This window comes from Acinetobacter sp. NBRC 100985, from assembly GCF_000241225.1.
Taxonomy (GTDB): Bacteria; Pseudomonadota; Gammaproteobacteria; order Pseudomonadales; family Moraxellaceae; genus Acinetobacter; species Acinetobacter venetianus.
Window position 1 is genome coordinate 100,767 of sequence record NZ_BAEB01000038.1, and the last position, 26,286, is coordinate 127,052.

The following is a 26,286-nucleotide window of genomic DNA, read 5'->3' on the forward strand; positions in this document are numbered from 1 at the left end:
AGGGAGTTCCATAAAAATATATTTTGAGAATTACACTTTTAGTTTTTTAAGTCCACGGCTCACACCATTTTGTAATGCCAATTTGATAATTGGACCAATAAATGGCACACGACCTTTAAAGCTAATCGTATAGTCCAAACGACTACGATTATTTCCAAGATCACTAAATTTCATTACACCGCGATGTGCTTTGATTGGTGAAATACCACTCGTAATAGCATATTCGATCAGTTCATTTTCTATATAAACCAAATTGGTTTCGACAAATGAAGGCGCTAGTGGAATAGAAAGCTTGCGAGCAGAACCAACGCCGTTTCGAGCATCTTTGCCATCACTCAAACGCGTTACTTTTGCTGGAGCGAAAAGCTTATTTAAATTTTCATGTTCGCTCAGAACAGCAAAAACTTTTTCTACAGGTGCATTAAATTCTTGGATGATTTTAATCTGTTGCATTTTTAGCATAACCAATTCCTTTTATTTTTTGACATGATGAATTGTCAATTTAAAAATATTAGCATGCTTTGTAATTGTCAGACTATTGCTTTATCGGAAAAAATATTAATCACAGCTGAGGTACTTGTATATCGTTTTGACTGTTAAATAGGCATTAGCGAGAGTATCAAATGACAGGAAGCCTATGAAAAATCAGTTATATACAAAACAAAAATATAGAATCCTTTATTGATTAAGCAAAAAATCTTCAATATATGGCTAAATTCATGGCGAGATTGAAGATCTACATCGCTGAAATATGTCATAGAAGATGCTTGTTCAAATAACAAAAATTGTGAATACTCATGCGCGAAAAATTCAAGCTATATGATTTTCTTTTGGGGTTAGGCGACTACTGTGAATATATATCCATTTTCATTTTCTCATTTACAAAAAGCACTGTTGGCTGTTGGTTCATTTTCTTGCTTGGGACTTAGCTCAATTGCGGCACATGCTGAAGCTGAAAATGATATTCAACAGCTCGAAACCATCAAACTCACTGCTCAAGCCTCACAATCCGCTTATTATGCACCCTCAGTGAATTTATCAGGATTTACTCAACAAAATCTTGCTGAAATTCCGGCATCAATCAACACGATTACAGCAACACAAATTGCTGATCAACATGCCAAAACATTAACTGACATCGTGAAAAATGATGCGGCGGTAGGTGATGGCTATGCACCTATTGGTTACTATTCTAACTTTATCATGCGTGGGTTTGCATTAAATGCGGGTTCAAGCTATTTGTTAAATGGAAACTTAGTTCGTGGCGAACAAAACATCGCTCTTGAAAATAAAGAACAAGTTGAAATTTTGAAAGGGATTAGCGCGATCCAGAGTGGCATGTCTACACCAGCTGGTGTTGTAAACTATGTTACTAAACGTCCTAAAGATGTTCGTGCTCTCACTTTGGAAACAGATAGTCAGGGTGGTTATCGTGTCGCGACAGATCTAGGCGGCTTATTCGGACAAAATCAACAGTTTGGTTATCGTGTAAATATCGCGAAAGAAGAAATTCATCCATATGTAGAACATGCAAATGGGCAACGTTTATTCAGTTCGATTGCTTTTGATTGGAATCTTTCTGATCGCTCTAAATTAGAGTTTGATATTGAGTCACAACGCCAACGTCAGCGATCAGTTCCGGGTTATCAACTACTTGATGGAAAAACTGTTCCTACTGGTGTCGAATGGGATCGCTTACTCGGTCACCAAAGTTGGGGTAAACCAGTTACCAATGAAAGTTTAAATGCTAACCTAAAATACCTTTATAAAATCAATGATAGCTGGACGGCAAACTTATCAGCTTCACAAAGCCGTGTTGTCGTAGACGATTATTCTGCATTTCCTTGGGGATGCTACAGTGATATTTGCGAGTTCACAGGTCTAGGCAATACCTTTGATAAAAATGGTAACTATGATATTTACGATTTCCGTAGCCCAGATGATAGCTATCTCACTAATCAGTTCAAGGCGGGTTTAAACGGTAAATTTAATACAGGCACTGTGCAGCATACACTCAGTCTCGATTTAACGAATAGCTATAAGCGCCATGCACAGCATGATCCGATCAATGAACTGGTTGGCACAGGAAATATTTATACCAATACGGTGAATTACAGTCCTACAGATGTTGCTTTAGGTAATCGCTATAAATCATTAGATAGTCAACAAACTGCTTTGAACCTACTTGATCAAATCGACTTTAATCGCGAATGGTCTATGCTAGTAGGTGGAAAACTGTTGCATTTAAATGAAAAAGCATTTGATGCTGAGGGTAGTACTATTCGTGACACGGATTTAAATCGCTTCTTACCACAGTTCGCCGTGATGTATCAGCCTTGGGAACACACTCATCTATATGCTTCCTACGCCAAAGGTTTAAGTGATGGCGCCCAAGCGCCGTGGTTTGCAAATAATGCATACGCAACCTTAGCACCACTCCGTTCTAAACAATTTGAATTAGGCGTAAAACAAGAATGGCAGTCTTTGCTCTTCACTGCGGCATTATTTGACCTAAGACAAGATCATCAATATACCAATACGATGGGTGATTTTGTCTCAGAAGGGAAGCAAAATAATCTTGGTTTAGAATTAGGTCTACAAGGGCGTGTAGGTCAAAACTTAGATATTAGCTCGACGCTGGCATTGACACGTTCGCGTTTGAAAGACTTAGACGTAATAACCTATCAAGGTCATCAAACACAAAATGTACCTAAAGTACGCTTTGCCACGCATCTTTCTTATCAAGTTCCGCAGTTTGAAGGCTTACGTCTATTAGCGGGGATGCGATACAGTAGTAGTAAATATGCCAATAAGACAGGAACAGTAAAAGTTTCTGGTTATAGTGTCTTTGATGCTGGTGCAGCTTACAACTTCAATGCTTATGGCTATGAAAACACGTTAAGACTCAATGTAGATAATCTTTTTAATAAAAAATACTGGCGTGATGCTGGTAGCTTCTTTGGCGATGATTATTTATTCCTCGGCGCACCGAGAACAGCTCAACTATCTTGGACTGTTAACTTCTAAAAAACTCAACTTTAATCTGTTTAAAACTGTCTGAGTGTTTCGCTCAGACAGTTTTTTTGTATCCATAAGAAACTTAAAAAACCCTTAAAGTAAGATATTCATTATTTATGAGTGAAGGGATGTTAAAATCAAATCGCGCAAAGCAAATAACATAATCAATTTAAAAAGATCACATCACAAATAACTCTAAAAGGTATCTATACAATGAAGAAAATTATCTTAACAACGTCTATCGGTTTAACTACGTTATGCATGATAAATCCAGCCTATGCAATTGATGCGAAATACAGAGCTAAACTTGAGCGCTCTGGATGTACACAAGTTTCTGAGATGCAGGGTTGTGACATCAATAAATCTAAAGCAGAAAATGCAAAAGCTGGATTTTTAAATAATACAGTAATAAATACAAACTCTTATACTGGAATTTGGACTGCAAAAAATTCAAATACAGGCCAAACAGTAGCAAAAATTCACGTTGATCATAATCAAAAGGTTTGGGTCAACGGGCAGGAGGTAAAAGCCAAAACGAGTGATGGTGGATTAATATTTAAACAAGGCTTTATTACTTTCAAGCTAGAAGGAGATCCTAAACACCAAAATGAAAGTGTTTGGCATGATTCCGATGCACAGACATCTGGACCAATTCTAAAGACCAACTAAACTAGAAAATTAAGCCGTTAAAATAAAATGAGTTTTAATGGCTTTAAAAACTATCTCATTCACAATAAAAAATTCTAGTTATAAATCGTCGTAGAAAATAATCATTCTTTGCTCATAACTTATCTTCCATAAATCAATTAAAAAATGCTCTACTTTTCACATTCTATCAATAAATTTCACATCATGAATTTCATTCATCTTTGACTGAGACAATATCATTTTTATTCATGTATTGATTCGGGTATAAATTACAACAAGAAATTTAAGTTATCTCTCAGACATTAGGTGGTAAATCAAAATGAGTAAAGAGTTTGCATTTACGATAAAAAGCATTTGTTTCGATGAAAACTATCATCCGTCAAACAATACGCGTATCACAACAAACTTCGCGAATTTAGCGAGAGGAGCAAGTCGTCAAGAAAACTTGCGTAATACACTACAAATGATTAATAACCGTTTCAATTCGTTAGCACATTGGGACAACCCAAATGCTGATCGTTATGCACTTGAGCTTGAAATTATTTCAGTAGATATAGATGTAGAAGGCAAGGGTGAGACATTCCCGACAATCGAAATTTTAAAAACAAATATTCTTGATCGAAAAACCAATCAACGTATTGACGGTATAGTTGGCAACAATTTTTCATCTTATGTTCGTGATTATGATTTTAGCGTATTGCTGTTAGAACATAACAAAGATCAAACGACATTTAGCACGCCTGAAAACTATGGCGAGCTACACGGTAAGATTTTCCAATCATTTGTAAACTCAGAAACTTATAGCAACAACTTTAATAAAGCACCAGTTATTTGTCTCAGCGTTTCAACGACGAAGACTTATCACCGAACTGCAAACCAGCACCCAATACTCGGTGTTGAGTATGAGCAAGATGCATATTCATTAACAGATGAGTATTTTGCAAAAATGGGCTTAGAAGTGCGTTATTTCATGCCTGCAAATAGCGTTGCACCTTTAGCATTTTATTTCCGTGGTGATTTGCTCAATGATTATACCGATCTTGAATTGATCAGCACCATTAGCACAATGGAAAGCTTCCAGAAGATTTACCGTCCAGAGATCTACAATGCAAATTCTCCAGCAGGTAAATGTTATCAACCAAGCTTGAAACACCAAGATTACTCATTAACACGAATTGTTTACGACCGCGAAGAGCGTAGCCAATTGGCTGTGAAGCAAGGCAAATTTACAGAAGAGCAGTTCATCAAACGGTATCAAAATATCCTTGATCAATGGGCTGCAAATTACGCTGTTGTATAACTTAGTATAGACAAGATTTTTATTATGAAACGATTATTACCGACTTCAACTGCTGGCAGCTTACCAAAACCATCTTGGTTAGCTGAACCTGAAAAACTTTGGTCTCCTTGGAAATTAGAAGGAGAGCAGTTGATTGAAGGCAAACAAGATGCACTACGTTTGTCATTACAAGAGCAATTACATGCTGGTATTGATATTGTCAGCGATGGTGAGCAAACCCGTCAGCATTTTGTTACGACCTTTATTGAACATCTCAATGGTGTAGACTTTGAAAAGCGCGAAACTGTAAGAATCCGTAATCGTTATGATGCTAGCGTTCCATCAGTTGTAGGTGATGTATCTCGCCAAAAGCCTGTTTTTGTTGAAGATGCTAAGTTTTTACGTCAACAAACCAATCAACCGATTAAATGGGCGCTTCCTGGGCCTATGACTATGATTGACACGCTTTATGATGGTCACTATAAAAGTCGTGAAAAACTAGCTTGGGAATTTGCGAAGATCCTGAATCAGGAGGCTCGTGAATTAGAAGCTGCTGGTGTGGATATTATCCAGTTTGATGAGCCAGCATTTAATGTGTTCTTTGATGAAGTAAATGATTGGGGAATCGCAACTTTAGAAAGAGCGATTGAAGGCCTAAAGTGTGAAACTGCGGTTCATATTTGCTATGGTTACGGAATCAAAGCTAATACAGATTGGAAGAAAACTCTTGGTTCTGAATGGCGTCAATATGAAGAAGCTTTTCCGAAGCTACAACAATCTAATATCGACCTTATCTCATTAGAATGTCACAATTCACGCGTGCCAATCGATCTACTTGAACTCATCCGAGGTAAAAAGGTGATGGTTGGGGCGATTGATGTAGCAACCAATACTATTGAAACACCAGAAGAAGTTGCAAATACTTTGAGAAAAGCACTTCAATTTGTAGATGCGGATAAGCTTTATCCTTGTACAAACTGTGGCATGACGCCGTTGTCTCGTGACGTTGCGAGAGGTAAATTAAATGCATTGAGTGCTGGTGCAGAGATTGTCCGTAAAGAGCTATTGAGCAATTAACTTAACCTCTAAGTGCGTAAATAGTTAAGTATTTGATACATATAATCAAATGCTTAACTCTATGCGTAACTTAGACAAAATAAGCCTTAATAGCGCTTATTTAAATGATGTAACATGAAGTAATCGTATCGCTAAATTTGAAAAAGATACGATTCAATTTAGGAACAATGTGATGATTGAAGCAACTGACTTTAGAAATGCAATGTCTTTGTTAACAAGTGCAGTAAGTGTCGTAACTACTGCAGGCATGTCTGGTCGTTACGGTTTCACTGCATCCGCTGTGTGCAGCGTGACAGATACACCTCCAACATTATTGGTGTGTATGAATCTTGCTTCTAGCTCACATGTTCACTTTGTCGACAATAAAATACTCACCGTTAATGTATTAGCCGCTCACCATGAGCACATGTCTAAAGTATTTTCTTCAAGATTAAGCCCAGAAGAACGATTTAAACATGGTATTTGGACTGAATTAGAAACTGGTGCGCCAGTTTTAGATGATGCTTTAGTAAGTTTTGATTGTGAAATTGATCAAATTCAAGAAATTGGAACACATAGTATTTTTATGTGTCGGATTGTAGCGATAAAACAGAGTCTTCATGATCAAAGCCTAGTTTATTTTAATCGTGCTTATCATCAAGTTGGGCAGACAGAAGTTGTTTAAAGAATTGTTTATGTTGCTAAAAATCATTAACAACACATCAATAAGCAATCTTTGACTTATCATCAACATTTAACAAATCAGTAGTAGCCTATATTCACCGTTATTTTCCATTGGTGCTCTATGAACACAAGGTAGTACGTGTTGAGTAGGATGATCAACAGCCAACCGCCAAAGATTTCCTAGACCTAAATTTATCGGTTTTGCATCTGGTTTAGGCTGATAATGCAAATCAAAAAAATTTTCCTCTAGGAAGTTTTCAAACTCAGCTTCAGGACCATCATATAATGCCTTAAGTTTATTTCTAATCTCAGGTATACAAACTTTTTGTTGAACCTGACTATTAGGAATAATATCGCTTGCAGCACCGTAATAAGTGCATAAAAAAGTGTCTGTTTCTATTGGTGATCGATCAATATGGTATGAATATACATCAGTAGAAATGAAATCTAACTCGTTATCACGTTCGTAACATTTGAGTAAATTTAAAGAAGGTGAGGCTCCGAAATCAGTAAGATAATGTATATCTTTTAAAATAATTTCTCTTGCTAAATTACCATCTTCTGAAAGCTGTAATTCTAAAAGATCTTCCTCAGAAACTTCAGTAATATCTTCTTTAAGATCTAGTTTATTAACAATTTCTTGAAAATCACCAACCAAGTATCTTGACCAGCAAATAGCATTCATATCTCCATGAAAACTTGTTTCTATAAGCTCGGAAAAAGAAGATACTGTGCCAACTTGAGCATTCCCAGACAGCGGATTTGACATACTTGAGTGAATTAAATGATAGATCTTGTCTCATAATACACTGAAACTGATACAAATCCTGCATATGTGAAGGTTTTTAAAAACTAGAAACTTTATTTTTCTAAATACTAGGCTGATAAACGAATGAAGTACGTAGTTGTAGATGTGAAGCTACAAATGCCAGTTGAGTTACATTATTTCGTATAATGTGTACGAAGATTATGTTACATAGCTGATTTGCAATGATATTTCTTACATGCAAATCAGCGTTATTTAACATCAATCTTCATTATGCGAAGTTGATGGGCAGGGCACTTAGTAATCGGGATCAACAACTATAATTAATCGTCTTTTTTTAGTACTTCAGCACGATATTTCATAACGTCTTCAGTTTTTAAATCCTTTAAATATTTTCTTATTAGTGAATGTATTAAGTCAGATTCCTTAATTCTGATCTTAGTTGCAAACATCATTTCTAAAGCTGCTTCTTTGATCATTTCTTCTTCTTCGTCTCTTAATCTAACTGTGATTGCCATATAGCTTTTCTCCTAAAGTGGGGCACATCATATCTGATTTATATTTTATGATATGTTACGAAATCACAAATTAGATGTTATAAAGCAATCAAATATCATTTGTGATAAATCATAAAATGGAACGAGAACAAGCTTTCGAGATCGTAGCCAAGATTATCCACGACAGAGGGGTGGAATTGATCGTTGGTGGAAACCCTGCCTTTGAGACTGAATTTGTCTTATTTCATATTGAATCAACTATGCACCAGTGGGGCTATAAGAACCCAAAGGTTGCTGCTTACTGTGACGCTATCAAAGCCGAAAACGATAATTTCAGAGCTATGGGAATTTGCTAATGGATAAGTATAAAAAACAACCAATCCCCACTGTTTTATCGGGGGGAATGAAAAAGGAAGCAGTTGGAACCCCCATTAATAAGATGGGGGTAAAGAAATAAGATGGGGGTAAAGAAATAAGATGGGGGTAAAGAAATAAGATGGGGGTAAAGAAATTCGATACTCGTCCACAAGACGCCGATCTCCCGTACCAACACAATACGCTATATACCATTCCTCATACTCACATGATCATGACCAATGATGGCGTGAAGCATATTGAATACAGAATGCCTGCCGACAATGAAATTGCTGTCATTGACTGGGTGAATTTCACAATCGGTTTAGAGTCTCTCAGTGATACGTTATGGCAAGAAGATGAATATATCCTTGAATCAAGCCGTTGTACTGCTGCGATTGACATACTCGATCCAATCTTAGAGCACATATTTGGATTTAATACGACACATTGCCGTAACAGTGGTCTGAATTTCTATAACCAAAGCTATGTACTAGGCGAAGACTTTGGTTTTGTCTGTATTGGCGGTCAACGAAATACAATCCTGATCATGATCAATGGTCGTGGCTGTAATTTCGCTAAAAGTGGTTGGGAATTAAGACTTTATCACTTCTTAGTGACTCAAGCTAAACGAGCGAAATTAACCCGTGTAGACATTGCACATGATGACTTTGAAGGTAAAAACATCAGTGTAGATTGGGGCAACATGCAAGACGGGCTAGGTGGGTTTCAGCTTGGTAATCGTGCACCAAACATCGAGCATAAAGGGAATTGGCGTAGACCTAACGGCAAAGGACGTACTTTATGTATCGGTAGTCGTGATTCAGGTAAGTATCTGAGATTGTACGAAAAAGGTCGTGCTGAGGGTGATCCTAACGACAACTGGCAACGTGCTGAGGTTGAATTTAAGTCTATAGATCGCATTTTGCCGTTCGATATGCTACTTGCACCATCTGAATATTTTATCGCTGCTTATCCATGTTTCCGTGATCTAGCAGAACATATACAGCCTGAACGTATTGAAACCATTACGAAAACGGCTCAAATCAATTTCCAAAATGCTATTGAGAATATTAAGCATCAATACGGGAAATACATCAACGTCTTTAAAGACGTATTCGAACCTGAAGAACTCATTAATTTAATTTGTTGCTCTGATCCGTTTGCATTTCCCAAGCGACTCGATCATGTGCTTATAACTGCTCGGAGAATGTAATGCATACATCAACTGTAAAAATTTTAGGCGCTAAAGCTGTTGATTTCAAACCTGATGATAAATCGGGTCGTCACTATGATCATGTTGCTTTGTACTGTGAGATTCCAATGGATTTAAGTACTGGCATGGCTATAGGTAACGGCTGTGAGACGTTTAACTGGCAAGACTCTAGCAACATGGCTTTGTTACGTCAGTTTAAACAATCTGACTTTCCAATTACTGCTGATATTACGTTTGACATGGTGACTACTGGTAAAGCGATGAAGTACGTAGTTGTAGACGTGAAGCTACCAACGCCACCGAAAGCAGTAGCTTAAATAACAAAAAGCCCTTGTATATCAAAGGCTTGAGTTACATTACTTCGTATAATGTATATTATGTTAAATAGGATATTTGAGACTGTAGCCTCCACAACCTATTTGTTGCCACAGCTCAGTAACGTGATGAACATAATATAAGTTATGCTGAAAATAACGTGGACTCTTTTTTTATCAACGAGCATAATTAAATGGTATGTTTCTTTTGTGAAACTCAACAACATAAGATCCTAATATTTTCATTGAAAAAACCAAGTACAAGAACACAATCCTATCTTTAGTCGAAATATTTATACCATTCCAAGATAAAACTTTATCTCCAACTAGGCTTTCAAATGATGGATCATCACATTTTGGTATCGGCTGTGATCCAAAATTTGGAAGATTATCGATTTTCACTCTAATATCGTTTAGTTGCTCCATTGTAATTTGAGCGGAAGTATCATAGGCATACTTATTTCTAATTGAATTGAATAACTTAAAAATAACCGATAGGTTTTCAGGTAATCCGAGTTTTACTGCAATCTTTATTTTTTTATCAAATCCAATAAAACCGAAATCAAAAAAATCTTTATTACTTGTGACTTTATTACACCAAATATTTAAAAATTCTTCTAAACAAAAGTGAACCCTTAAAACTGCACCAATTAAATCCTGAGTATTCGCAAGTGCAGTAATGACTTCATCATCAAAAGCCCCTAATACATCACTACCAACACGTACTAACTGTTGATCCTTCATTTTCATTTCTTGATCAAGCGAAGTAACCCCAATCCCATTAATTTTCATATCAAAAAATTCACTGATTAAGTCATTCTGAAGTCGCATAACTTCATTTTATGTTAAATAAAATATCTAAGACTGTGGCCTACACAACACTGTATCTAGCTTATGACCAAATCTTTGTTCCTTATTAACTTTCAGAGTTTATATTTGGAACATCTAAAGATACTTTTACCCGATCCAATACAACCGTTGTCTTAAACCATTCGACATTAGAATTATTGTGAAATAATTCATCACAAACCTCCTGAAAGCGCTTCATACTTGGGACTAATAAAACAAGCATAAAATCTGCTTCACCAGTGACGTAATAACATTGTTGTATCTCCGAACTAGAAAAACTTTCTTTAATTACATCAAGATCTGTATTGTGCGTTTTATTAAGCCTAACTTCGACGATAACTGTGATCACTTGATTAAGTTGATCTGGATCAAGTACGGCAACATTTCCAACGATATAACTGTTTTCACGCAACTTTTGAATACGCCGTTGTACCGAAGCCGTTGATAAATGCACAGCTTCTGCTAATTCACGTAATGGAATCAAGCAATCCTTTTGAAGCAGTTTCAGCAATGAATAATCGAATTTATCTAAAACCATATTACTCAGCACCATGAGAAATTTTCTCATTTATCTTAAGAAATTAGAGCCTAATTATCAATAAAACTGAAATAAAATATCGTTTAAATAATTCAATTAGTACATATCTATGCATACTCAATCAAATACAGTTCTTGGCATAACATTTAATGTAATTGCCTCTTTATTATTTGCATTAATGTTTGCATATACCACCCTACTCCATTCATTACAAGGAAATGAAATCTACGGTTGGCGTATATTACTCACATTACCATGTCTGACACTTTTCATTATTGTTCAAGGAAATTGGTCGCAAGTCATCACTATTTACAAACGCCTATACAACGAACGCTACTTCTTTTTAACTCGTTTTTTATCGTCTTTTTTGATTGGAATACAGCTTTGGTTATTTATGTGGGCACCTAGCAATGGCTATGGGCTTGATGTTTCCTTAGGCTATTTTATCATGCCAATTACTATGGTGATTTTGGGTCGTATAGCATTTAAAGACAAAATGTCACGTTTACAAAAATTATCCTGCATTTTTGCAATACTTGGCATTATTAATATGCTGGTTATATCAAAAACATTAACATGGCCAACTTTACTCATTTGCTTAGGCTATCCAGTTTACTTTTGGTTAAGGCAAAAGACCAATACCAATAATATTGGTGGCGTTTGGTTTGATATGGTGTTCAGCCTGCCAATCAGTTTCTTTTTCATATTACAAGGTGGAGTTTTTTTAGGTGAATTAGGCTCTATTTTTGACACGCTTTGGCTGGTTTTAGGTCTAGGACTCATCAGTGCACTAGCTTTAGGATTCCAATCTCTTTCGGCTCCTCATCTCAATCTTAGCCTTTTTGGTCTTCTAGTATATGTTGAGCCAATATTATTATTGATGGTTTCTATCTTGCTTGGCGAAACAATCAAGCCAGCAGAATGGCCGACTTATATCGGAATTTGGTTAGCGGTTGGTGCACTCGTTGCTGAAGGCATTATAAGTTTAAGAAAAAAGCGTTTTGTCTAATTTTCAGAACAGATAGCATTCAAAATAAAGGGCTAATCTGTTCTTTTAACTGAGAAAATTTAACTGAATCAGAATTAAAGCTTATGCTTTTCTATAGATTGTAGGTGTTAAACCTACCCACTTCTTAAATGCTCTTGTGAAATGAGAAATATCTGCATAACCTAAAATATTAGATATTTCTTGGATAGATAACCTTGTACTTTTTAACAATTTCTCAGCGTACTCTCTACGAGCCTCAGCTAACACAATCTGAAATGAGGTTTCTTCAGATGCAAGCTGACGCTGCAAACTCCTAACAGATGTTTTTAGTTCTAGAGCTACTTGGTTCAAACTAACACTATAATCTTGAGAACCGTGAAGTAACTCTTTAACTAAAATCTTCGTGCTGTTTAGCTTCTCTTTTTTTATGATTTGTCGTTTTACATCACGCTCACATTGTTCCTTTAGCAACCTAAAAACTATTTCATCTGCTGTTGGCAACTGATTGGTTAAAAACGCTTTATCGAATATCAAGCAATTACTTTCTTGACTAAAGTGAGACTCAAAACCTAACAATTGATTGATATTACTAGAGTAAAATACATCAACCTGTGTTAAATTGGCTTGAATTTTAATATCACTTTTAAGCAAATCTTTAATTAAACTGGCAAATCCTAAAATGGAAAATAATAATCCATTGTTACTTAGATGTTCTGAAATGAATGATTGGTCGAAATAAATGTAGGCTTTGTTCTCTTTGATTTTTAAAACAGGCTTGAATACCGAGCAATGTAGTCCTATAAATTTTTCAAGTATTTTAATTGCTTGCAACAAATTTTCAGCAGCTACAGCCGCAACCCCAACATGACCATAGCAAGAAGCTTTCATAGACTTCGCCATATGAATAATCAGCAACTGATCCTCAGTGAAAATGATCGAACTATCAATTAATTCATTGAAAACATTTAGATTTACATACCAAAATGGGGCTTCTATATCTTTCATTTCAATATCGAAGTCACCCAATAATTGCTCTACTGAAAGATTTCTAGCCCTTAACGCATCAACTAACAGATTGACATAAGTACCAGGCAATTTAGCAGACATTTTTCTTCCTTGGAATTTAAATTGGCGTAAAATGGTAAAAACTGGCGGTTCATGAACTATGCCAGTTTTTACGACTACGGCATAGTATTAGGAGTCAAATAAATTAATTACAACGGTATTCTATCTATGAATATTCTTATTGTTCATGCACATCTTGAATCAAAATCCTTCACTACAGCATTAAAAGATAAAGCTCAGTGTGTATTTGAAGAACAAGGCCATAGCGTTGAAGTTTCAGACTTATATGCGATGAACTTTAATCCAATTGCCTCACAGAATGACTTTGCAAACCTCAATCAACCTGAATATTTTAACTATGCCTTAGAACAAAGACATGCTTACAAGCAAAATTCCTTAGCACCAGATATTCAAGTTGAAATCGAAAAAATTAAACGTGCCGACCTACTCATCGTTAGTTTTCCACTTTATTGGACATCTGTACCTGCTATCCTAAAAGGCTGGATTGATCGTGTTTTTGTTTCTGGTCTGTTTTATGGTGGAAAACGTTTTTACAATCATGGTGGCATGGCTGGTAAGAAAGCGATGCTATGTTTCACTTTAGGTGGACGCGATTATATGTTTGGCGAAAATGCGATACATGGTTCAATTGCAGAATATCTATCTCCCATTCAACGCGGAACACTTGCCTACGCTGGTTTTGAGGTACTACCACCCTTTATTGCTTACCATGTTCCTTACATTTCAAATGAAAATCGACAAAATATACTTATAAATTTTGAAGCCTATTTAAATGATCTACAGAACTTAGAACCATTAACATTTCCTTTAATAGAAAATTTTGATGAAAAAATGCGACCATTGCCTTGATGAGTAAGCATAAAAAAACTGTCACATAGCCCCCAACTATGTGACAGTTTTATCCTTAAATTCTTTTAATTCTTATGCTGTAGTTTATAGCACTCATCCAAAGCCAATTCATAATATGCCAGACCATCTTGAGCTGCTCTAAACGCTTTTTTCTGCAAGACAGGATCTTTGTCACACAATCTTTTGATAAGTTCCATCGCTTCGTATGGATGTAAATCATCATAATGTGCATGAGCTCGCAACCAAGCTAAAGATCTTTTATTAATATTGACTTCAGGATGCTCTGTATATGTCTGTATACCTTTATATACTTGAATTGTCCAGTCACCTGTCGCCCATTCAATTGCGAGATTTGTAGCTGCGATACTTTCCGCTAAAGTGCCACGAAAATTCATATCCCATAGAAAGTGATTTACTGCATTCATGGCTGCTGGAGGTCTTACTTCATTCAACATTTCGATTGTTAAACCGAATCCCCCAGCCCAATCCTGATACCAGTTCAAGTGACGCTCTTCCACTTTAATATTTTGAATGAGCCAATCTCTAGTCTCAGTTACGCCATCTAACGAAAATGCTGTCGCTTTTGCTAAAGCCCCAGCCATATACGACGGAAAATGAGCGACCAAAGGATAAAAATTTAAAAGTGCTGAACGGAAACACTCAAGGCTTAAAGTACCATTTGCCATGTCTAAGAATAGAGGGTGTTTACTTACCCGTTCTTTAGCTGGCACAAGATCATCCCAAAAACGCTGGGACCATTCTGAATGAGTCGTAATTTCTAGTTTTGTTCCATATTGATTCATAGCAGTCATTGCGATGCATCCTATTTCGTATGACTTAATTCAATCACGTTCCATGATTGTTGCTTTTTTATAAATTGTATCCTAATACAGCAAATATACAAACAATGTTATTTAATTTGTAACAGTTTTTATTCGATTCACCTTTATCAGGTTGAATAATTATATTATTTAGATGTAAAGTCTAGATATATATTCGAAAAGTATATAAATTTCTAATAATAAAAAGTTGATTTGGGTAGTAAATAAATATTTTTTTATTATCTAATACACATTTTATTTAATTGGGTGTAACGTAGTAAAAAGTAATCCCTATTTTACATTTATAAAAACATTGGGAGTGGTGAGAGATAAGATGAAGTTGAAAGCTTCCAATATATTGGGACAAGAACAAATCGACTTACTAATTTCTCGCGGGCTAAATTTAGTTTGGTTTCCTAAAGAATTAGAAGTAATTTATCGAGATCAGTACAGAAATGAAGCTGCACATGAGTTTCGCTATCGTGCGCCAATTATCTTAGGTTTATATTTATATCTTAGCTTTGGTACCTATCAAGTTTTGCCTGAAGATCTCCGACTGACATGGGTTGCATTTTATGGTTGGGTTGGGGTCATTATTTCGATCGCATGGGTCCTCGCCTTTGTTCCAAAACTCAATAAATGGTTTGATCATTATGTGGGTTTAGGGTCTATGGGTGCTGTAGCCATTACGTTCACTCTAATTAACGTTTTAGAGCAAGGTCAGAACAATGTTCTATTCCATGCAGCTATGATGTATGCAGTTGTCATCATTTACGGCTTTGTTGGAATGAGATTCTATACTGCGATTATCGCAGGTTGGTGTGGTGGCTTAATTGGTGTGATTGCAAGTACAGCACTAAGTGGTTCTATTGATTGGACTTTCTTGAACAGAACTTATACATTTAGTAGTTTTCTCGGCATGGCACTGGCCTATGCCACAGATCGTCAACATCGAGAAAATTATCTACAAAACTGCATGCTTGAATTAAACCGTCTAGAATTAATGCGTCAAGCTCAACAGCTTTCAATCCTATCTCAACAAGATGCATTAACTGGTTTAGCAAATCGTCGCTATTTGGATGAAGTGCTTGAAAATGAATGGAAACGTGCCATTCGCCATGAAGTTCCAATTACGATCATGATGATTGATATCGACTTTTTTAAACTTTACAACGATACGTTAGGACATATTCAAGGCGATCAATGCCTTCGCAGAATTGCAATCCTGCTCGGCTCAATCGCATCAAGAAGTGGTGATCTTGCTGCGCGTTATGGCGGTGAAGAGTTTTTGTTACTGTTCTCCATGACAGATAAAGAACAAGCAATTATCCAAGTTCAACGTTTAATGGAACTTGTTCGAACGATTGCGATTAACCACCCGAAAAGCAGTGTATCCAAGCATGTTACGATCAGCGTTGGCGTAGCTACGATGACTCCACATTTAAATGATAGTCTTTCGGAGTTTGTATCACAGGCAGATCATGCATTATACATCGCGAAAAGTAATGGTCGAAATCAATACCATATTGCAACTTCAGATAATGTCATTTCTGAGACACTATAATATTTTAACTATTATTTAAAAATATTTAATAATTTTTTATTTAAATTAATTTATTATTAAAAAGACCCACTAATAATATTTTACCAATGGGTCTATTATATTAAGGATCGATTGGTTTAAATGGTGACAATACGTCAGCATTTTGTGCACGATTTCTCATAAAATGATCCATCAGAACAATTGCTAACATCGCCTCAGCAATTGGTGTTGCTCGCACACCCACACACGGATCATGACGACCTTTGGTGAGTACATCAGTATTTTCACGGTCGATTGTAATCGTCTTGCCCGGTGTGGTAATGCTTGCCGTTGGTTTTAATGCAATCGCAACACGAATTGTTTGTCCACTTGAAATTCCGCCAAGTATTCCACCAGCATGATTTGCAAGAAAGCCATCTGTGGTGAGCTCATCACGCGTTTCATGCCCAAACTGACCAGCAACAGCAAAACCATCACCAATCTCAACACCTTTTACGGCGTTAATGCTCATCATGGCATGTGCAATGTCTGCATCTAAACGATCAAAGACTGGTTCACCCCAGCCTACAGGTACTTTTTCAGCAACAATTTCTAGTTTTGCACCACAGCTTGTACCTTGCTCACGCAAAGAAGTTACAAGTTGCTCAAAACGAGGAACTGCATCTACATCACCACAGAAAAAAGGATTATTCGGCACTTCTGCCCAATCTAATTTCTCTGCGACTTCATTACCGATTTGTGTGACATGTCCGCGAATATCAATACCAAACTTTTCAGCTAAATATTTCTTAGCAATCGCACCTGCTGCAACACGCATTGCAGTTTCACGCGCACTAGAACGACCACCACCACGATAATCACGGAAACCGTATTTATGCGTATAAGTATAGTCTGCATGGCCTGGACGGAAAGTTTGAGCAATATTGCCATAATCTTTAGATTTTTGATCTGTATTACGTATCAATAAACCAATCGATGTACCTGTCGTTTTACCTTTAAAAACACCTGAGATAATTTCGACTTGATCAGACTCTTTGCGTTGTGTAGCAAACTTTGATGTACCTGGTTTACGGCGATCTAAATCTTTTTGCAAATCTTCTTCACAAAGCTCAAGACCCGGCGGCACACCATCGACAATTGCCATCAAGCCGACACCATGTGATTCACCACATGTTGTTACTCGAAAGAGTTGCCCAATACTATTCCCTGCCATGTTTTAGCCCCTTACTTAATTTTGAACTGATTGCTGAAATATTTCTTTATAACGGCGGCATTGTTCAGCAGTTAATGCAAAAATACCTGAACCACCTTTCTGGAAAGTTAACCAATGGAAGTCAACTGTATTGAAGTTCTGACGCATTGCCCATTCAGAATTACCCACTTCAATTACAATCAGACCATCTTCAGTTAAATAATCGGCTGCTTGAGCTAACATTTTGCGAACTAAGTCCAAACCATCTTGACCTGCTGCAAGTGCGAGCTCAGGCTCATGTAAGAACTCTTCTGGTAAATCAGCCATATCTTCAGCATCCACATACGGTGGATTGCTAACGATTAAATCATATTGATTTTCAGCTGGAATTTTTGAGAATAAATCAGATTCAAGTAATGCGACTTGATATTGTTTATCATGATGTTCTGCATTGATTGAAGCAACTTCCAATGCTTCTTTTGAAATATCTGTCGCATCAACTTCAGCATCTGGATAAGCATAAGCAAGCGCAATTGCGATACAGCCCGAACCCGTACACATATCAAGAATACGTTGAGGTGTTTTAGGATTTTGGTGCTCAGGCAGGCTATTTAAGGCTTCCAACATTTGACCATTTTCATCTAAGCAATATGGTGCAAAACGCTGTTCAATCAATTCTGCTATTGGAGAACGCGGAATAAGCACACGCTCATCTACATAAAATGGCTTATTGAAGAAATAAGCAAGGTTTAATAAATAAGATGTTGGAACGCGCTCATTAATACGGCGTTCTAATAAGCTGAGGAATTCAGCTTTTTCACTAGGTAAAAGCTTCGCATCCAAGATTTCAGCATCTGCATTCCACTCAAGTGAAAGCGTTTGCAAGACAAGCGCTGAACTTTCTGCAAAATAATCTTCTGTACCTTGACCTAAGTGTGCATCGTATTGACGAAGTGCTGTCACACCGAAACGGATGAAATCTCGAATGCTGACTAGGTTTTCAGCCGCTTCTTGTAAATGTTCAGGGCTGATTGTAGGTCGCTCCACTTAGGCGTCTCCAAAATGCGAATTGCAAAAACGCTTTATTCTAACGGGATTCAGCCTTATTTAACAGAAAAAAAACCGCCTATGATCAAGGCGGTTTTTTAGTTAACATCGTGGAATATTAGACTTACAAACCTAATTTTTCAGCAACATAATCTGAGTCTTTATCGCCACGCCCAGATAAATTTACTACGATCTTGATATTTTTATCTAACTTTGGCGCTTCACGTAAAGCCCAAGCAACTGCATGTGAACTTTCTAAAGCAGGAACAATCCCTTCAACACGAGAAAGTGTCATAAATGCATCTAAACATTCTTGGTCAGTCGCTGTTTCATACTGTACACGACCAAGTTCTTTAAGATAACTATGCTGTGGCCCAACACCGGGATAATCCAATCCCGAAGCAATTGAATGCACAGGCAGTGGTTCACCTTTTTCATCTTCAAGCACGTAACAAGCCATACCATGGATCTGACCGGGTTTACCTAAAGTTAGCGTTGCGGAGTGTTTATCTGTATCCAAACCATGTCCAGCAGGTTCAACACCTACCAGTTTTACTTCTGGCGTATTCAAAAAGGCAGTAAAAGCGCCAATTGCATTTGAACCACCACCAACACAAGCCACTACATAATCAGGATGTTGACCAAAACGTTCATTTGCCTGAGTTTTAATTTCATTACCAATAATTGATTGGAAATCACGAACCATTTTTGGAAATGGATGTGGCCCCACCACAGAACCGATTGCATAAATATAGTTTTTCGGATCTTTTAAATATTCTTCGAAAGCACTATCTACCGCATCTTTTAGTGTTGCAGTTCCTTGTGTGACTGAAACAAGCTTAGCACCCAAAATTTTCATTTTCACGACATTTGGATGTTCTTTTTCAATATCGACTTGCCCCATATGAATCTCACATGGGATACCAACCAATGCACAAGCCGTTGCCAACGCGACACCATGTTGACCAGCACCTGTTTCTGCAATGACTTTGCTTTTACCCATATATTTAGCAAGTAAAGCTTCACCAAGACAATGATTAATTTTATGTGCGCCTGTATGATTCAGGTCTTCACGCTTTAAATAAATTTGCGCGCCACCAAGTTGTTCAGATAAGCGTTTTGCATAGAATAATGGACTTGGGCGTCCTACATAATTTTTGAACAGATCATTTAACTCATTTTGAAATTCAGCTGTATGACGAATTTCTTCATAAGCTGTATTGATCTCGTCCATCGCCTCTTTTAAATGAGGTGGAATAAATTGACCGCCGAACTTGCCAAAAAAGCCCGCTTCATTTGGTAAAGCTATCCCGTTAATATGATGTTCCATTCCAATTCCTGTTTTTATAAAGTATTAATATAAATTTTAGCGAGATAAGTATCGCGTCATATCCTCAATGCCTTTTAAAGTCATCGGATACATATGATCTTCAAAAGTTTCTTTAATCCATTGAATCGTTTGCGTGTAATGCCAATAGCCTTCCATCTCAGGATTAAGCCATGCTGTTTTATCAAAATGCTGACGCAAACGTCTCAACCATACTTCCCCAGATTCTTCATTCATATATTCAACTGAGCCACCCGCAGACTTTAATTCATAGGGAGCCATACTGGCATCGCCAACTACGATAACCCGATAATCACGTCCATAAGTATGGAACAGATCCCATGTATTCATACGGGTTGAACTACGACGATGATTATCTTTCCAAACATAGTCATACAGGCAGTTATGGAAGTAGAAATATTCTAAGGTTTTAAACTCCGACTTTGCCGCACTGAATAGTTTTTCACACTCAGCAATATAGGCATCCATCGAACCACCCACATCAAACAACATCAAAATTTTGATACGGTTACGACGTTCAGGCACGAGCTGTACATCTAAGATGCCTTGTTTAGCAGTTTCACGAATCGTACCGTCTACATCTAACTCTTCTGCTGCGCCCTGACGTGCAAACTTACGCAAACGACGCAATGCAATTTGCATCTGACGTGTACCTAAGACCTGATCATCATCAAGATTTTGGTATTTACGTTGTTCCCATACTTTTACAGCTGAACGTTTACGCCCTGGCCCACCAATTCGCACACCTTCTGGATGATCACCAAAAGCACCAAAAGGTGATGTTCCACCTGTACCAATCATACGATTGCCGCCCTGATGTTTTTTATGTTGTTCGCGTAAACGCTCTTCCAACATTTTCATCAGTTCTTCAAGCGAACCTGCTTTTTGTAGTTCGGCACGTTGTTCAGGTGTTAGATGTTTCTCGAGTAATTCAAGATCAAACCAGTCTTTTGGTAACTTATGAACTTGTTTCAGCAATTCGTCTAAATCAAAAGTATCAATGCCATCAAAGTAATCTTTCATAGCACGGTCAAACTTATCAAAGAAGCGTTCATCTTTGACTAAAACTGTTTTAGCCAATTGATAGAATTCTTCCTGATCAGCAAATACAAGACCTGAAGCAACCGCCTGATTGAGATCAATGAGTTCCCGAGTTGTTACAGGTACACCATATTTACGTAAGGTGTAAAACAATCGCACAAACATTGGCAAACACTCTTAACGGCGTGACATAAATGCTAAACGTTCAAGCAACTGTACATCTTGTTCATTTTTAATGAGCGCACCGTATAGTGGTGGAATCGCCTTTGATTTATCGTGATTACGTAATACATCTTCAGGCATATCATCAGCCATCAACAAACTTAACCAATCAATCAATTCAGACGTTGATGGTGGTTTTTTCAGATTCGGAATTTCACGTAACTTAAAGAAGACTTGTAAAGCTTCACTGACCAAGGTATTTGAAATACTTGGAAAATGTACAGCAATGATGTCACGCATCGTTGCTTCATCAGGGAACTCAATATAATGGAAGAAACAACGGCGCAAGAATGCATCTGGAAGTTCTTTTTCATTATTCGATGTGATGATCACAATTGGGCGCTGTGTCGCTGTAATTGTTTCACCTGTCTCGTAAACATAAAATGACATTTTGTCGAGTTCATGCAGTAAGTCATTTGGGAACTCAATATCAGCTTTGTCGATTTCATCAATCAACAAGACACAGCGTTCTTCACTGGTAAATGCTTCCCACAATTTACCCGGTTTAATATAGTTTTTAATGTCGTAGACACGATCATCACCTAACTGACTATCACGTAAGCGTGAAACAGCATCGTACTCATATAAACCTTGCTGCGCCTTAGTCGTTGACTTGATATGCCAAGTAATGAGCTTTAAACCAAGACTTGTCGCAACTTGCTCAGCAAGCAAAGTTTTACCTGTGCCTGGCTCTCCTTTAACCAAGAGTGGTTTCTGTAGAGCACGCGCAGCTTTGACTGCGAGTTTTAGGCTATCGGTAGCAATATATTGATCTGTACCAGTGAAGTGTTGTGTATCAGCAGACATTTAAAAACCTTATTTTTCTATATTTAACTTTGTATCTAAACTGTACTTGCAGTTTTATTGATCGTGTATTTTGACCAACAGAAACCAATGAGCAACCCAACACCGATTACAAATAGAATCAATGATGCATTTGCCCAAATAAGTGACTGTTCTTTGGTTAGCACGCCAAACAGCAATCCAAAAATCGCAGGAGCCAACTCTGAATTTGGACCTTCAGAAACCGTTGGGGTAACTAAAATCGCAAACACAATAATCCATAAAACCCCACCAATAGGATTTGGAAGACGTGTCATCAAACGATACCAGCACCACAATGCGATGAGTGTTCCTGTCACATAAACAATGATCGCAACATTTTCTTCAGGAAACTGATCCAGTACTGAAAGAATATGCGACCATATAGCTGTTAGTGTCTCAAGCACCACGCAGACCCTCTGGTTCAACCGCATTTGGATTAATTAATCCTTCAGGCGGCATTTGAATGAAAAAGCCTTTCGTTTGTAAAGAGTCCAAAACATGTAGGACATTTACACGAGCAAGCTTACGTTCTGTATGGAGTTCCAAATGCATGACAAAAGTCGCTTTACCAAATGCGGTTAAGACAGTCTCAGGAATAATTTCAAATGGGTTTTCCTGTTCTTTGTCATCAGGATAGTTTGGACGAGCAATATACATATACATTTCATCTTTTTTGCTCGATCTATAAATATCGCAGTGCATGTTTACTCACATCTATTAACAATCAAAGACAGCATACATCAAAATAAAAATGGATACATTAAGGATTGTTAACGCTTTAGTCGCCTTTTTCTCCTCTATAGAGAAAACGTAGCCTATAAAGTGAAAACAAAAGCATACAACGCTCTTTTATGACAAATGTGATAATTATCAAGCGATTTTAATTTGAACCTCTGATATGCAGCAAAATAAATACGACGATCCAAACTTCTTCACTGAATATGCAAAAATGCCCCGTTCTGTAGACGGTTTAAAAGCGGCTGGCGAATGGAGCACATTTCAAACACATATGCCTGATTTGAAAGATAAGCGTGTGCTTGATTTAGGCTGTGGTTACGGTTGGCATTGTCAATATGCGGCAGAACAAGGTGCGTTATCCGTGATTGGTATAGATCTCTCTGCAAAGATGCTAGAAAAAGCTAAACGAATCACTACATCAGATCGTGTCACCTACCAGCAGACAGCAATTGAAACATTCCAAGCAGATACAGCATCATTTGATACGGTTATCAGCTCATTAGCACTTCATTATATTCAAGATATCGATGCGGTATTTCAAAAAGCTGCCGATCTATTGAAGCCATTAGGAGAGTTTTACTACTCGGTTGAGCATCCTATATTTACAGCACGTGCTCAACAAGATTGGTTCTATGATGCAGAAAGCGCCGCTTTACATTGGCCAGTAGATCATTACTTCGAAGAAGGTCAGCGAAATACTCACTTCCTCGGTGCTGATGTCGTGAAATATCACAGAACTATTGAGACACATATTACAGGATTATTAAAAGCGGGATTTGAGATCACTGCACTCATTGAACCAACACCACCAAAAGAAATGGTTGAGCGAATGGGTTGGCAAGATGAACTAAGACGCCCAATGATGCTGATTATTAAAGCAAAAAAAAGAGCTAGTTAATTAGCTCTTTTTTATACTACCTAGAAACCTTCATTTGCATCGCTAGATAATCAATGTCTTGCTGAAGTAATTCGATCATTGGTTTGGTTAAAATATCGTATCGCCAACCCAGTAAATAAGGTGGTAGGTCTTGCTCATCTAAATGAAACACAACGTGTTCATAAATTGCATTCAACCACTTCTTACGTAGCAACACTTCTTTAGGAATAGATGTTTGAGCAACTATCTGCTCTATCAATGCATCAATTTTAGGAGCAATTTCTTTTGAATTGCTTTTCACTGGACGCGCTATTCTTAATGGCCACTCAGCTTCAGGGGGTAAAAACTTGAGTAGATCTAGAATCATTTTACCATGCTCACGCACAACATTCGGGCGAATATCTTTCACTTGAGCAAGTTGGAAGTTATTGCGAGGATTCTTTTCAACCAAATCAATCATAGTTGAATTTCTAAGAATAAAACTACGTGGTTGATTTAATGCTTTGGTAATTTGTTCACGCCAGATACTCAGTTGTTGTAACTGCATTAACTCACGGCGAGAGTGGCGGTAATTTCCAATATCTGTATACAGCTCAGGAAGTGGCGTTTCCATTGCGATATCTTTAGTTAAATTTTGGCAATCTTCCAACACATACTGATACAAACCTTTTGTTTGCAGATCATTTTTAACGGCATCAGCAAGTTTTACCAAATATAAAACATCATTCGCGGCATAACTCATTTGCTCTTGGCTCAATGGGCGAGCTAGCCAATCTGAACGCGTTTGATCTTTTTCAATATCTATATTTAAATATGTTTTAAGTGCATTCTGATAACTTACCTGTAAACCATGCCCAAGAAATGCCATGGCAACTTGAGTATCAAATACATTTTTGAGCGGCTTTTGATCTGCATAATGATAAATCAAATCAATATCTTCGCCACATGCATGGAAAATATTTTGTTGAGCAGCAAATAATTTTTGCCAGAAATGCTCGAGGTCTAAAGATGTTCCATCTAACAATACAACCTGACCATTCAAATTAATCTGACATACCCCTAATTTGGGGTAAAGGGTATCAACCTTAATAAACTCAGTATCAAGTGCATATGTGGAACATTGTTCCATCTGAGTGAGGAGAACAGCTAAATCTTTTTGCTGCTGGATAAACTGAAACATATTTGCTCAAGTAAAAAATAAAAGAACTACTCGCAATAGAACTGTAGAATTGCAGTTATTGCTCAACACAAGATCAAATGCAAAAAAAATTTAATCAGTATTCCACATGCAAAACATAAAAGTACTCCTAAATCCATTTAACAAAAGCGAAAGTCCTTTTCGCTCGCCAATAGTGCCATATTTTAAAGTAAATATATCTACGATAATGTAAGACAAAATGTAAAATTTAATTATTTGTTTAAATTAACAGCATGAATTTAATGTAAATAAATAAAATATCCGACAAAAGTATTATTTCATACGCATGCGGTTATGAACCGCCTGACTCAAGGTATGGCTGTCCACATATTCCAATTCACCACCTTGTGGTACACCTTGTGCAATTCGAGTCATATGAATCGGTAAATGCTTGGTTGCTTCAACCAAATAATGTGCAGTCGCTTGACCTTCAACAGTCGCATTTGTTGCAAGAATGACTTCTTCAATCGTTCCTTCGCTTAGACGCTGAATTAAATATGGAATACCAATTTCTTCAGGACCAATACCATCTAAAGGTGATAAATGCCCACCTAACACATGATATTTTCCACGAAAACTACCACTTTGCTCGATTGCCATAACATCTGCTGGAGATTCAACCACACAAAGTAATTGTTCATCACGCTCAACAGAAGCACAGATATCACAAATCTCATTCTCAGTTAGAGAATGACAAATACGGCACTCATGGATATGACTCGATGCTTCATGCAAAGCATGTGACAAAGCAAAAGCACCTTCACGATTTTTCATCAGTAAATGCAAAGCCATACGCTGTGCTGATTTTGGGCCAACACTCGGTAAAATACGTAATGCTTGAACTAATTGTTCAAATCGTTCACTAAACACAATTAGATTACTCGGTAAATTCTCCCCTCAGTCGTAAATCCCTCTTGATTCAAGAGGGATTTAGGGGGATTTAAAAATTAAAAAATGATGAATTAGAATAAACCAGATAAGCCTGGTGGTAAGCCCATACCAGAGTTTGCACCTTGTAACTTCTCTTCAGAAATTGCTTCAGCTTGACGTGCAGCATCATTCATCGCCGCTGCAATCAAATCTTCAATCATGTCCGCTTCGTCTTGTAATAAGTCTGGGCTAATTTCAATACGCTTAACGACATTACGGCAAGTCATGGTGACTTTAACCAAACCACCGCCAGCTTCAGCATGAACTTCTGTATTCGCAAGCTCTTCTTTGGCTTTTTTAAGGTTTGATTCCATATCTTTTTGCATGCGCTGAGCTTGCTGCATGAGCATATTAATATTCAT

Annotated in this window: 29 protein-coding genes; 12 read left to right on the forward strand and 17 right to left on the reverse strand. The window is 37.2% G+C overall.

Annotated elements, in window-relative coordinates; genetic code table 11:
• Nucleotides 1-30: 30 nt before the first annotated feature.
• A complete protein-coding gene (locus ACT4_RS14150) occupies nt 31-462 on the reverse strand; it encodes an SRPBCC family protein (protein WP_007483240.1) in 432 nt (143 codons plus the stop codon).
• A 387-nt stretch (nt 463-849) separates the two neighbouring features.
• Here ACT4_RS14150 and ACT4_RS14155 point away from each other — a divergent pair, with 387 nt between their 5' ends.
• The 5 genes from ACT4_RS14155 to ACT4_RS14175 all read left to right on the forward strand — a co-directional run bounded on the left by ACT4_RS14155 (nt 850) and on the right by ACT4_RS14175 (nt 6,686).
• Nucleotides 850-3,027, forward strand: a complete 2,178-nt coding sequence (locus ACT4_RS14155) for a TonB-dependent siderophore receptor (RefSeq protein WP_007483242.1) — start codon at nt 850-852, stop codon at nt 3,025-3,027.
• A 204-nt stretch (nt 3,028-3,231) separates the two neighbouring features.
• A complete protein-coding gene (locus ACT4_RS14160; RefSeq protein WP_004879483.1) occupies nt 3,232-3,687 on the forward strand; it encodes a hypothetical protein in 456 nt (151 codons plus the stop codon).
• A 298-nt stretch (nt 3,688-3,985) separates the two neighbouring features.
• Entirely contained in the window at nt 3,986-4,966 is a 981-nt protein-coding gene (locus ACT4_RS14165; protein ID WP_007483245.1) for a DUF1852 domain-containing protein, read from the forward strand.
• Between the two features lie 24 nt (nt 4,967-4,990).
• Nucleotides 4,991-6,022, forward strand: a complete 1,032-nt coding sequence (locus tag ACT4_RS14170; protein ID WP_007483247.1) for a methionine synthase — start codon at nt 4,991-4,993, stop codon at nt 6,020-6,022.
• Nucleotides 6,023-6,194: 172 nt separating this feature from the next.
• On the forward strand, nt 6,195-6,686 hold the full coding sequence (locus ACT4_RS14175) for a flavin reductase (protein WP_004879477.1): 492 nt from the start codon (nt 6,195-6,197) through the stop codon (nt 6,684-6,686).
• Nucleotides 6,687-6,755: 69 nt separating this feature from the next.
• Here the strand turns inward: ACT4_RS14175 and ACT4_RS14180 are convergent, their stop codons facing one another.
• Complete coding sequence (locus ACT4_RS14180) at nt 6,756-7,454, reverse strand: hypothetical protein (RefSeq protein ID WP_034605234.1); 699 nt, start codon at nt 7,452-7,454, stop codon at nt 6,756-6,758.
• A gap of 320 nt (nt 7,455-7,774) precedes the next feature.
• On the reverse strand, nt 7,775-7,969 hold the full coding sequence (locus ACT4_RS14185) for a hypothetical protein (RefSeq protein WP_007483251.1): 195 nt from the start codon (nt 7,967-7,969) through the stop codon (nt 7,775-7,777).
• Between the two features lie 116 nt (nt 7,970-8,085).
• Between ACT4_RS14185 and ACT4_RS14190 the strand changes: the two genes are divergently transcribed.
• The 3 genes from ACT4_RS14190 to ACT4_RS14200 all read left to right on the forward strand — a co-directional run bounded on the left by ACT4_RS14190 (nt 8,086) and on the right by ACT4_RS14200 (nt 9,835).
• The gene (locus ACT4_RS14190; protein ID WP_007483254.1) at nt 8,086-8,304 is read left to right on the forward strand and encodes a hypothetical protein; all 219 of its coding nucleotides are present in this window, start codon (nt 8,086-8,088) and stop codon (nt 8,302-8,304) included.
• 140 nt (nt 8,305-8,444) lie between these two features.
• Nucleotides 8,445-9,518, forward strand: a complete 1,074-nt coding sequence (locus ACT4_RS14195; protein WP_007483255.1) for a replication initiation factor domain-containing protein — start codon at nt 8,445-8,447, stop codon at nt 9,516-9,518.
• The gene (locus tag ACT4_RS14200; protein ID WP_007483257.1) at nt 9,518-9,835 is read left to right on the forward strand and encodes a hypothetical protein; all 318 of its coding nucleotides are present in this window, start codon (nt 9,518-9,520) and stop codon (nt 9,833-9,835) included. Before ACT4_RS14195 ends, ACT4_RS14200 begins: the two co-directional genes overlap by 1 nt.
• Nucleotides 9,836-10,009: 174 nt before the next feature.
• Here ACT4_RS14200 and ACT4_RS14205 read toward each other — a convergent pair whose 3' ends face one another.
• Entirely contained in the window at nt 10,010-10,624 is a 615-nt protein-coding gene (locus tag ACT4_RS14205; protein WP_252316393.1) for a hypothetical protein, read from the reverse strand.
• A 124-nt stretch (nt 10,625-10,748) separates the two neighbouring features.
• Complete coding sequence (locus tag ACT4_RS14210) at nt 10,749-11,219, reverse strand: Lrp/AsnC family transcriptional regulator (protein WP_026094107.1); 471 nt, start codon at nt 11,217-11,219, stop codon at nt 10,749-10,751.
• Nucleotides 11,220-11,328: 109 nt separating this feature from the next.
• Between ACT4_RS14210 and rarD the strand changes: the two genes are divergently transcribed.
• On the forward strand, nt 11,329-12,228 hold the full coding sequence (gene rarD, locus ACT4_RS14215; protein ID WP_007483263.1) for an EamA family transporter RarD: 900 nt from the start codon (nt 11,329-11,331) through the stop codon (nt 12,226-12,228).
• Between the two features lie 81 nt (nt 12,229-12,309).
• Here the strand turns inward: rarD and ACT4_RS14220 are convergent, their stop codons facing one another.
• On the reverse strand, nt 12,310-13,314 hold the full coding sequence (locus ACT4_RS14220; RefSeq protein WP_007483265.1) for an AraC family transcriptional regulator: 1,005 nt from the start codon (nt 13,312-13,314) through the stop codon (nt 12,310-12,312).
• A 126-nt stretch (nt 13,315-13,440) separates the two neighbouring features.
• On the opposite strand from ACT4_RS14220, the gene ACT4_RS14225 reads away from it, so the two are divergent.
• Nucleotides 13,441-14,142, forward strand: a complete 702-nt coding sequence (locus ACT4_RS14225; protein ID WP_007483267.1) for an NAD(P)H-dependent oxidoreductase — start codon at nt 13,441-13,443, stop codon at nt 14,140-14,142.
• Between the two features lie 65 nt (nt 14,143-14,207).
• On the opposite strand, the gene ACT4_RS14230 is transcribed toward ACT4_RS14225, so the two are convergent.
• Nucleotides 14,208-14,954, reverse strand: coding sequence for a TenA family transcriptional regulator (locus ACT4_RS14230; RefSeq protein ID WP_007483269.1), 747 nt, complete (start codon nt 14,952-14,954; stop codon nt 14,208-14,210).
• A gap of 343 nt (nt 14,955-15,297) precedes the next feature.
• Here ACT4_RS14230 and ACT4_RS14235 point away from each other — a divergent pair, with 343 nt between their 5' ends.
• Entirely contained in the window at nt 15,298-16,527 is a 1,230-nt protein-coding gene (locus ACT4_RS14235; protein ID WP_007483270.1) for a GGDEF domain-containing protein, read from the forward strand.
• A gap of 100 nt (nt 16,528-16,627) precedes the next feature.
• Here ACT4_RS14235 and aroC read toward each other — a convergent pair whose 3' ends face one another.
• The 7 genes from aroC to ACT4_RS14270 all read right to left on the reverse strand — a co-directional run bounded on the left by aroC (nt 16,628) and on the right by ACT4_RS14270 (nt 22,883).
• Nucleotides 16,628-17,719 carry a chorismate synthase gene (gene aroC, locus ACT4_RS14240; RefSeq protein WP_007483272.1) on the reverse strand — a complete coding sequence of 364 codons (1,092 nt, stop codon included), beginning with the start codon at nt 17,717-17,719 and terminating at the stop codon, nt 16,628-16,630.
• Between the two features lie 15 nt (nt 17,720-17,734).
• Complete coding sequence (gene prmB / locus ACT4_RS14245) at nt 17,735-18,745, reverse strand: 50S ribosomal protein L3 N(5)-glutamine methyltransferase (RefSeq protein ID WP_007483275.1); 1,011 nt, start codon at nt 18,743-18,745, stop codon at nt 17,735-17,737.
• 124 nt (nt 18,746-18,869) lie between these two features.
• Nucleotides 18,870-20,075 (reverse strand): tryptophan synthase subunit beta, encoded by a 1,206-nt coding sequence (gene trpB / locus ACT4_RS14250; protein WP_007483277.1) that lies wholly within the window; start codon nt 20,073-20,075, stop codon nt 18,870-18,872.
• A gap of 36 nt (nt 20,076-20,111) precedes the next feature.
• Entirely contained in the window at nt 20,112-21,299 is a 1,188-nt protein-coding gene (locus tag ACT4_RS14255) for a VWA domain-containing protein (RefSeq protein ID WP_007483280.1), read from the reverse strand.
• 12 nt (nt 21,300-21,311) lie between these two features.
• Nucleotides 21,312-22,163: a MoxR family ATPase gene (locus ACT4_RS14260; RefSeq protein ID WP_007483281.1), complete on the reverse strand. Its 852-nt coding sequence runs from the start codon at nt 22,161-22,163 to the stop codon at nt 21,312-21,314.
• Between the two features lie 35 nt (nt 22,164-22,198).
• A complete protein-coding gene (locus tag ACT4_RS14265; RefSeq protein WP_007483283.1) occupies nt 22,199-22,585 on the reverse strand; it encodes a hypothetical protein in 387 nt (128 codons plus the stop codon).
• Complete coding sequence (locus ACT4_RS14270; protein ID WP_004879455.1) at nt 22,578-22,883, reverse strand: YcgL domain-containing protein; 306 nt, start codon at nt 22,881-22,883, stop codon at nt 22,578-22,580. Before ACT4_RS14270 ends, ACT4_RS14265 begins: the two co-directional genes overlap by 8 nt.
• A gap of 196 nt (nt 22,884-23,079) precedes the next feature.
• On the opposite strand from ACT4_RS14270, the gene ACT4_RS14275 reads away from it, so the two are divergent.
• On the forward strand, nt 23,080-23,817 hold the full coding sequence (locus tag ACT4_RS14275) for a bifunctional 2-polyprenyl-6-hydroxyphenol methylase/3-demethylubiquinol 3-O-methyltransferase UbiG (RefSeq protein WP_007483285.1): 738 nt from the start codon (nt 23,080-23,082) through the stop codon (nt 23,815-23,817).
• 16 nt (nt 23,818-23,833) lie between these two features.
• On the opposite strand, the gene ACT4_RS14280 is transcribed toward ACT4_RS14275, so the two are convergent.
• From ACT4_RS14280 to ACT4_RS14290, 3 genes are all read right to left on the reverse strand, one after another.
• Nucleotides 23,834-24,976, reverse strand: a complete 1,143-nt coding sequence (locus ACT4_RS14280; RefSeq protein ID WP_007483288.1) for an HRDC domain-containing protein — start codon at nt 24,974-24,976, stop codon at nt 23,834-23,836.
• 291 nt (nt 24,977-25,267) lie between these two features.
• The gene (recR, locus tag ACT4_RS14285) at nt 25,268-25,864 is read right to left on the reverse strand and encodes a recombination mediator RecR (RefSeq protein WP_004879447.1); all 597 of its coding nucleotides are present in this window, start codon (nt 25,862-25,864) and stop codon (nt 25,268-25,270) included.
• 92 nt (nt 25,865-25,956) lie between these two features.
• Nucleotides 25,957-26,286: a YbaB/EbfC family nucleoid-associated protein gene (locus ACT4_RS14290; RefSeq protein ID WP_004662103.1), complete on the reverse strand. Its 330-nt coding sequence runs from the start codon at nt 26,284-26,286 to the stop codon at nt 25,957-25,959.

Excerpts from the sequence above, each read along its gene's own strand:
- ACT4_RS14150 (WP_007483240.1), bottom strand. The coding sequence starts at position 462 with ATGCTAAAAATGCAACAGATTAAAATCATCCAAGAATTTAATGCACCT.
- ACT4_RS14160 (WP_004879483.1), top strand. The coding sequence starts at position 3,232 with ATGAAGAAAATTATCTTAACAACGTCTATCGGTTTAACTACGTTATGC.
- ACT4_RS14165 (WP_007483245.1), top strand. The coding sequence starts at position 3,986 with ATGAGTAAAGAGTTTGCATTTACGATAAAAAGCATTTGTTTCGATGAA.
- ACT4_RS14170 (WP_007483247.1), top strand. The coding sequence starts at position 4,991 with ATGAAACGATTATTACCGACTTCAACTGCTGGCAGCTTACCAAAACCA.
- ACT4_RS14175 (WP_004879477.1), top strand. The coding sequence starts at position 6,195 with ATGATTGAAGCAACTGACTTTAGAAATGCAATGTCTTTGTTAACAAGT.
- ACT4_RS14180 (WP_034605234.1), bottom strand. The coding sequence starts at position 7,454 with ATGTCAAATCCGCTGTCTGGGAATGCTCAAGTTGGCACAGTATCTTCT.
- ACT4_RS14185 (WP_007483251.1), bottom strand. The coding sequence starts at position 7,969 with ATGGCAATCACAGTTAGATTAAGAGACGAAGAAGAAGAAATGATCAAA.
- ACT4_RS14190 (WP_007483254.1), top strand. The coding sequence starts at position 8,086 with ATGGAACGAGAACAAGCTTTCGAGATCGTAGCCAAGATTATCCACGAC.
- ACT4_RS14195 (WP_007483255.1), top strand. The coding sequence starts at position 8,445 with ATGGGGGTAAAGAAATTCGATACTCGTCCACAAGACGCCGATCTCCCG.
- ACT4_RS14200 (WP_007483257.1), top strand. The coding sequence starts at position 9,518 with ATGCATACATCAACTGTAAAAATTTTAGGCGCTAAAGCTGTTGATTTC.
- ACT4_RS14205 (WP_252316393.1), bottom strand. The coding sequence starts at position 10,624 with ATGAAAATTAATGGGATTGGGGTTACTTCGCTTGATCAAGAAATGAAA.
- ACT4_RS14210 (WP_026094107.1), bottom strand. The coding sequence starts at position 11,219 with ATGGTTTTAGATAAATTCGATTATTCATTGCTGAAACTGCTTCAAAAG.
- rarD (WP_007483263.1), top strand. The coding sequence starts at position 11,329 with ATGCATACTCAATCAAATACAGTTCTTGGCATAACATTTAATGTAATT.
- ACT4_RS14220 (WP_007483265.1), bottom strand. The coding sequence starts at position 13,314 with ATGTCTGCTAAATTGCCTGGTACTTATGTCAATCTGTTAGTTGATGCG.
- ACT4_RS14225 (WP_007483267.1), top strand. The coding sequence starts at position 13,441 with ATGAATATTCTTATTGTTCATGCACATCTTGAATCAAAATCCTTCACT.
- ACT4_RS14230 (WP_007483269.1), bottom strand. The coding sequence starts at position 14,954 with ATGACTGCTATGAATCAATATGGAACAAAACTAGAAATTACGACTCAT.
- ACT4_RS14235 (WP_007483270.1), top strand. The coding sequence starts at position 15,298 with ATGAAGTTGAAAGCTTCCAATATATTGGGACAAGAACAAATCGACTTA.
- aroC (WP_007483272.1), bottom strand. The coding sequence starts at position 17,719 with ATGGCAGGGAATAGTATTGGGCAACTCTTTCGAGTAACAACATGTGGT.
- trpB (WP_007483277.1), bottom strand. The coding sequence starts at position 20,075 with ATGGAACATCATATTAACGGGATAGCTTTACCAAATGAAGCGGGCTTT.
- ACT4_RS14255 (WP_007483280.1), bottom strand. The coding sequence starts at position 21,299 with ATGTTTGTGCGATTGTTTTACACCTTACGTAAATATGGTGTACCTGTA.
- ACT4_RS14260 (WP_007483281.1), bottom strand. The coding sequence starts at position 22,163 with ATGTCTGCTGATACACAACACTTCACTGGTACAGATCAATATATTGCT.
- ACT4_RS14270 (WP_004879455.1), bottom strand. The coding sequence starts at position 22,883 with ATGCACTGCGATATTTATAGATCGAGCAAAAAAGATGAAATGTATATG.
- ACT4_RS14275 (WP_007483285.1), top strand. The coding sequence starts at position 23,080 with ATGCAGCAAAATAAATACGACGATCCAAACTTCTTCACTGAATATGCA.
- ACT4_RS14280 (WP_007483288.1), bottom strand. The coding sequence starts at position 24,976 with ATGTTTCAGTTTATCCAGCAGCAAAAAGATTTAGCTGTTCTCCTCACT.
- ACT4_RS14290 (WP_004662103.1), bottom strand. The coding sequence starts at position 26,286 with ATGAATATTAATATGCTCATGCAGCAAGCTCAGCGCATGCAAAAAGAT.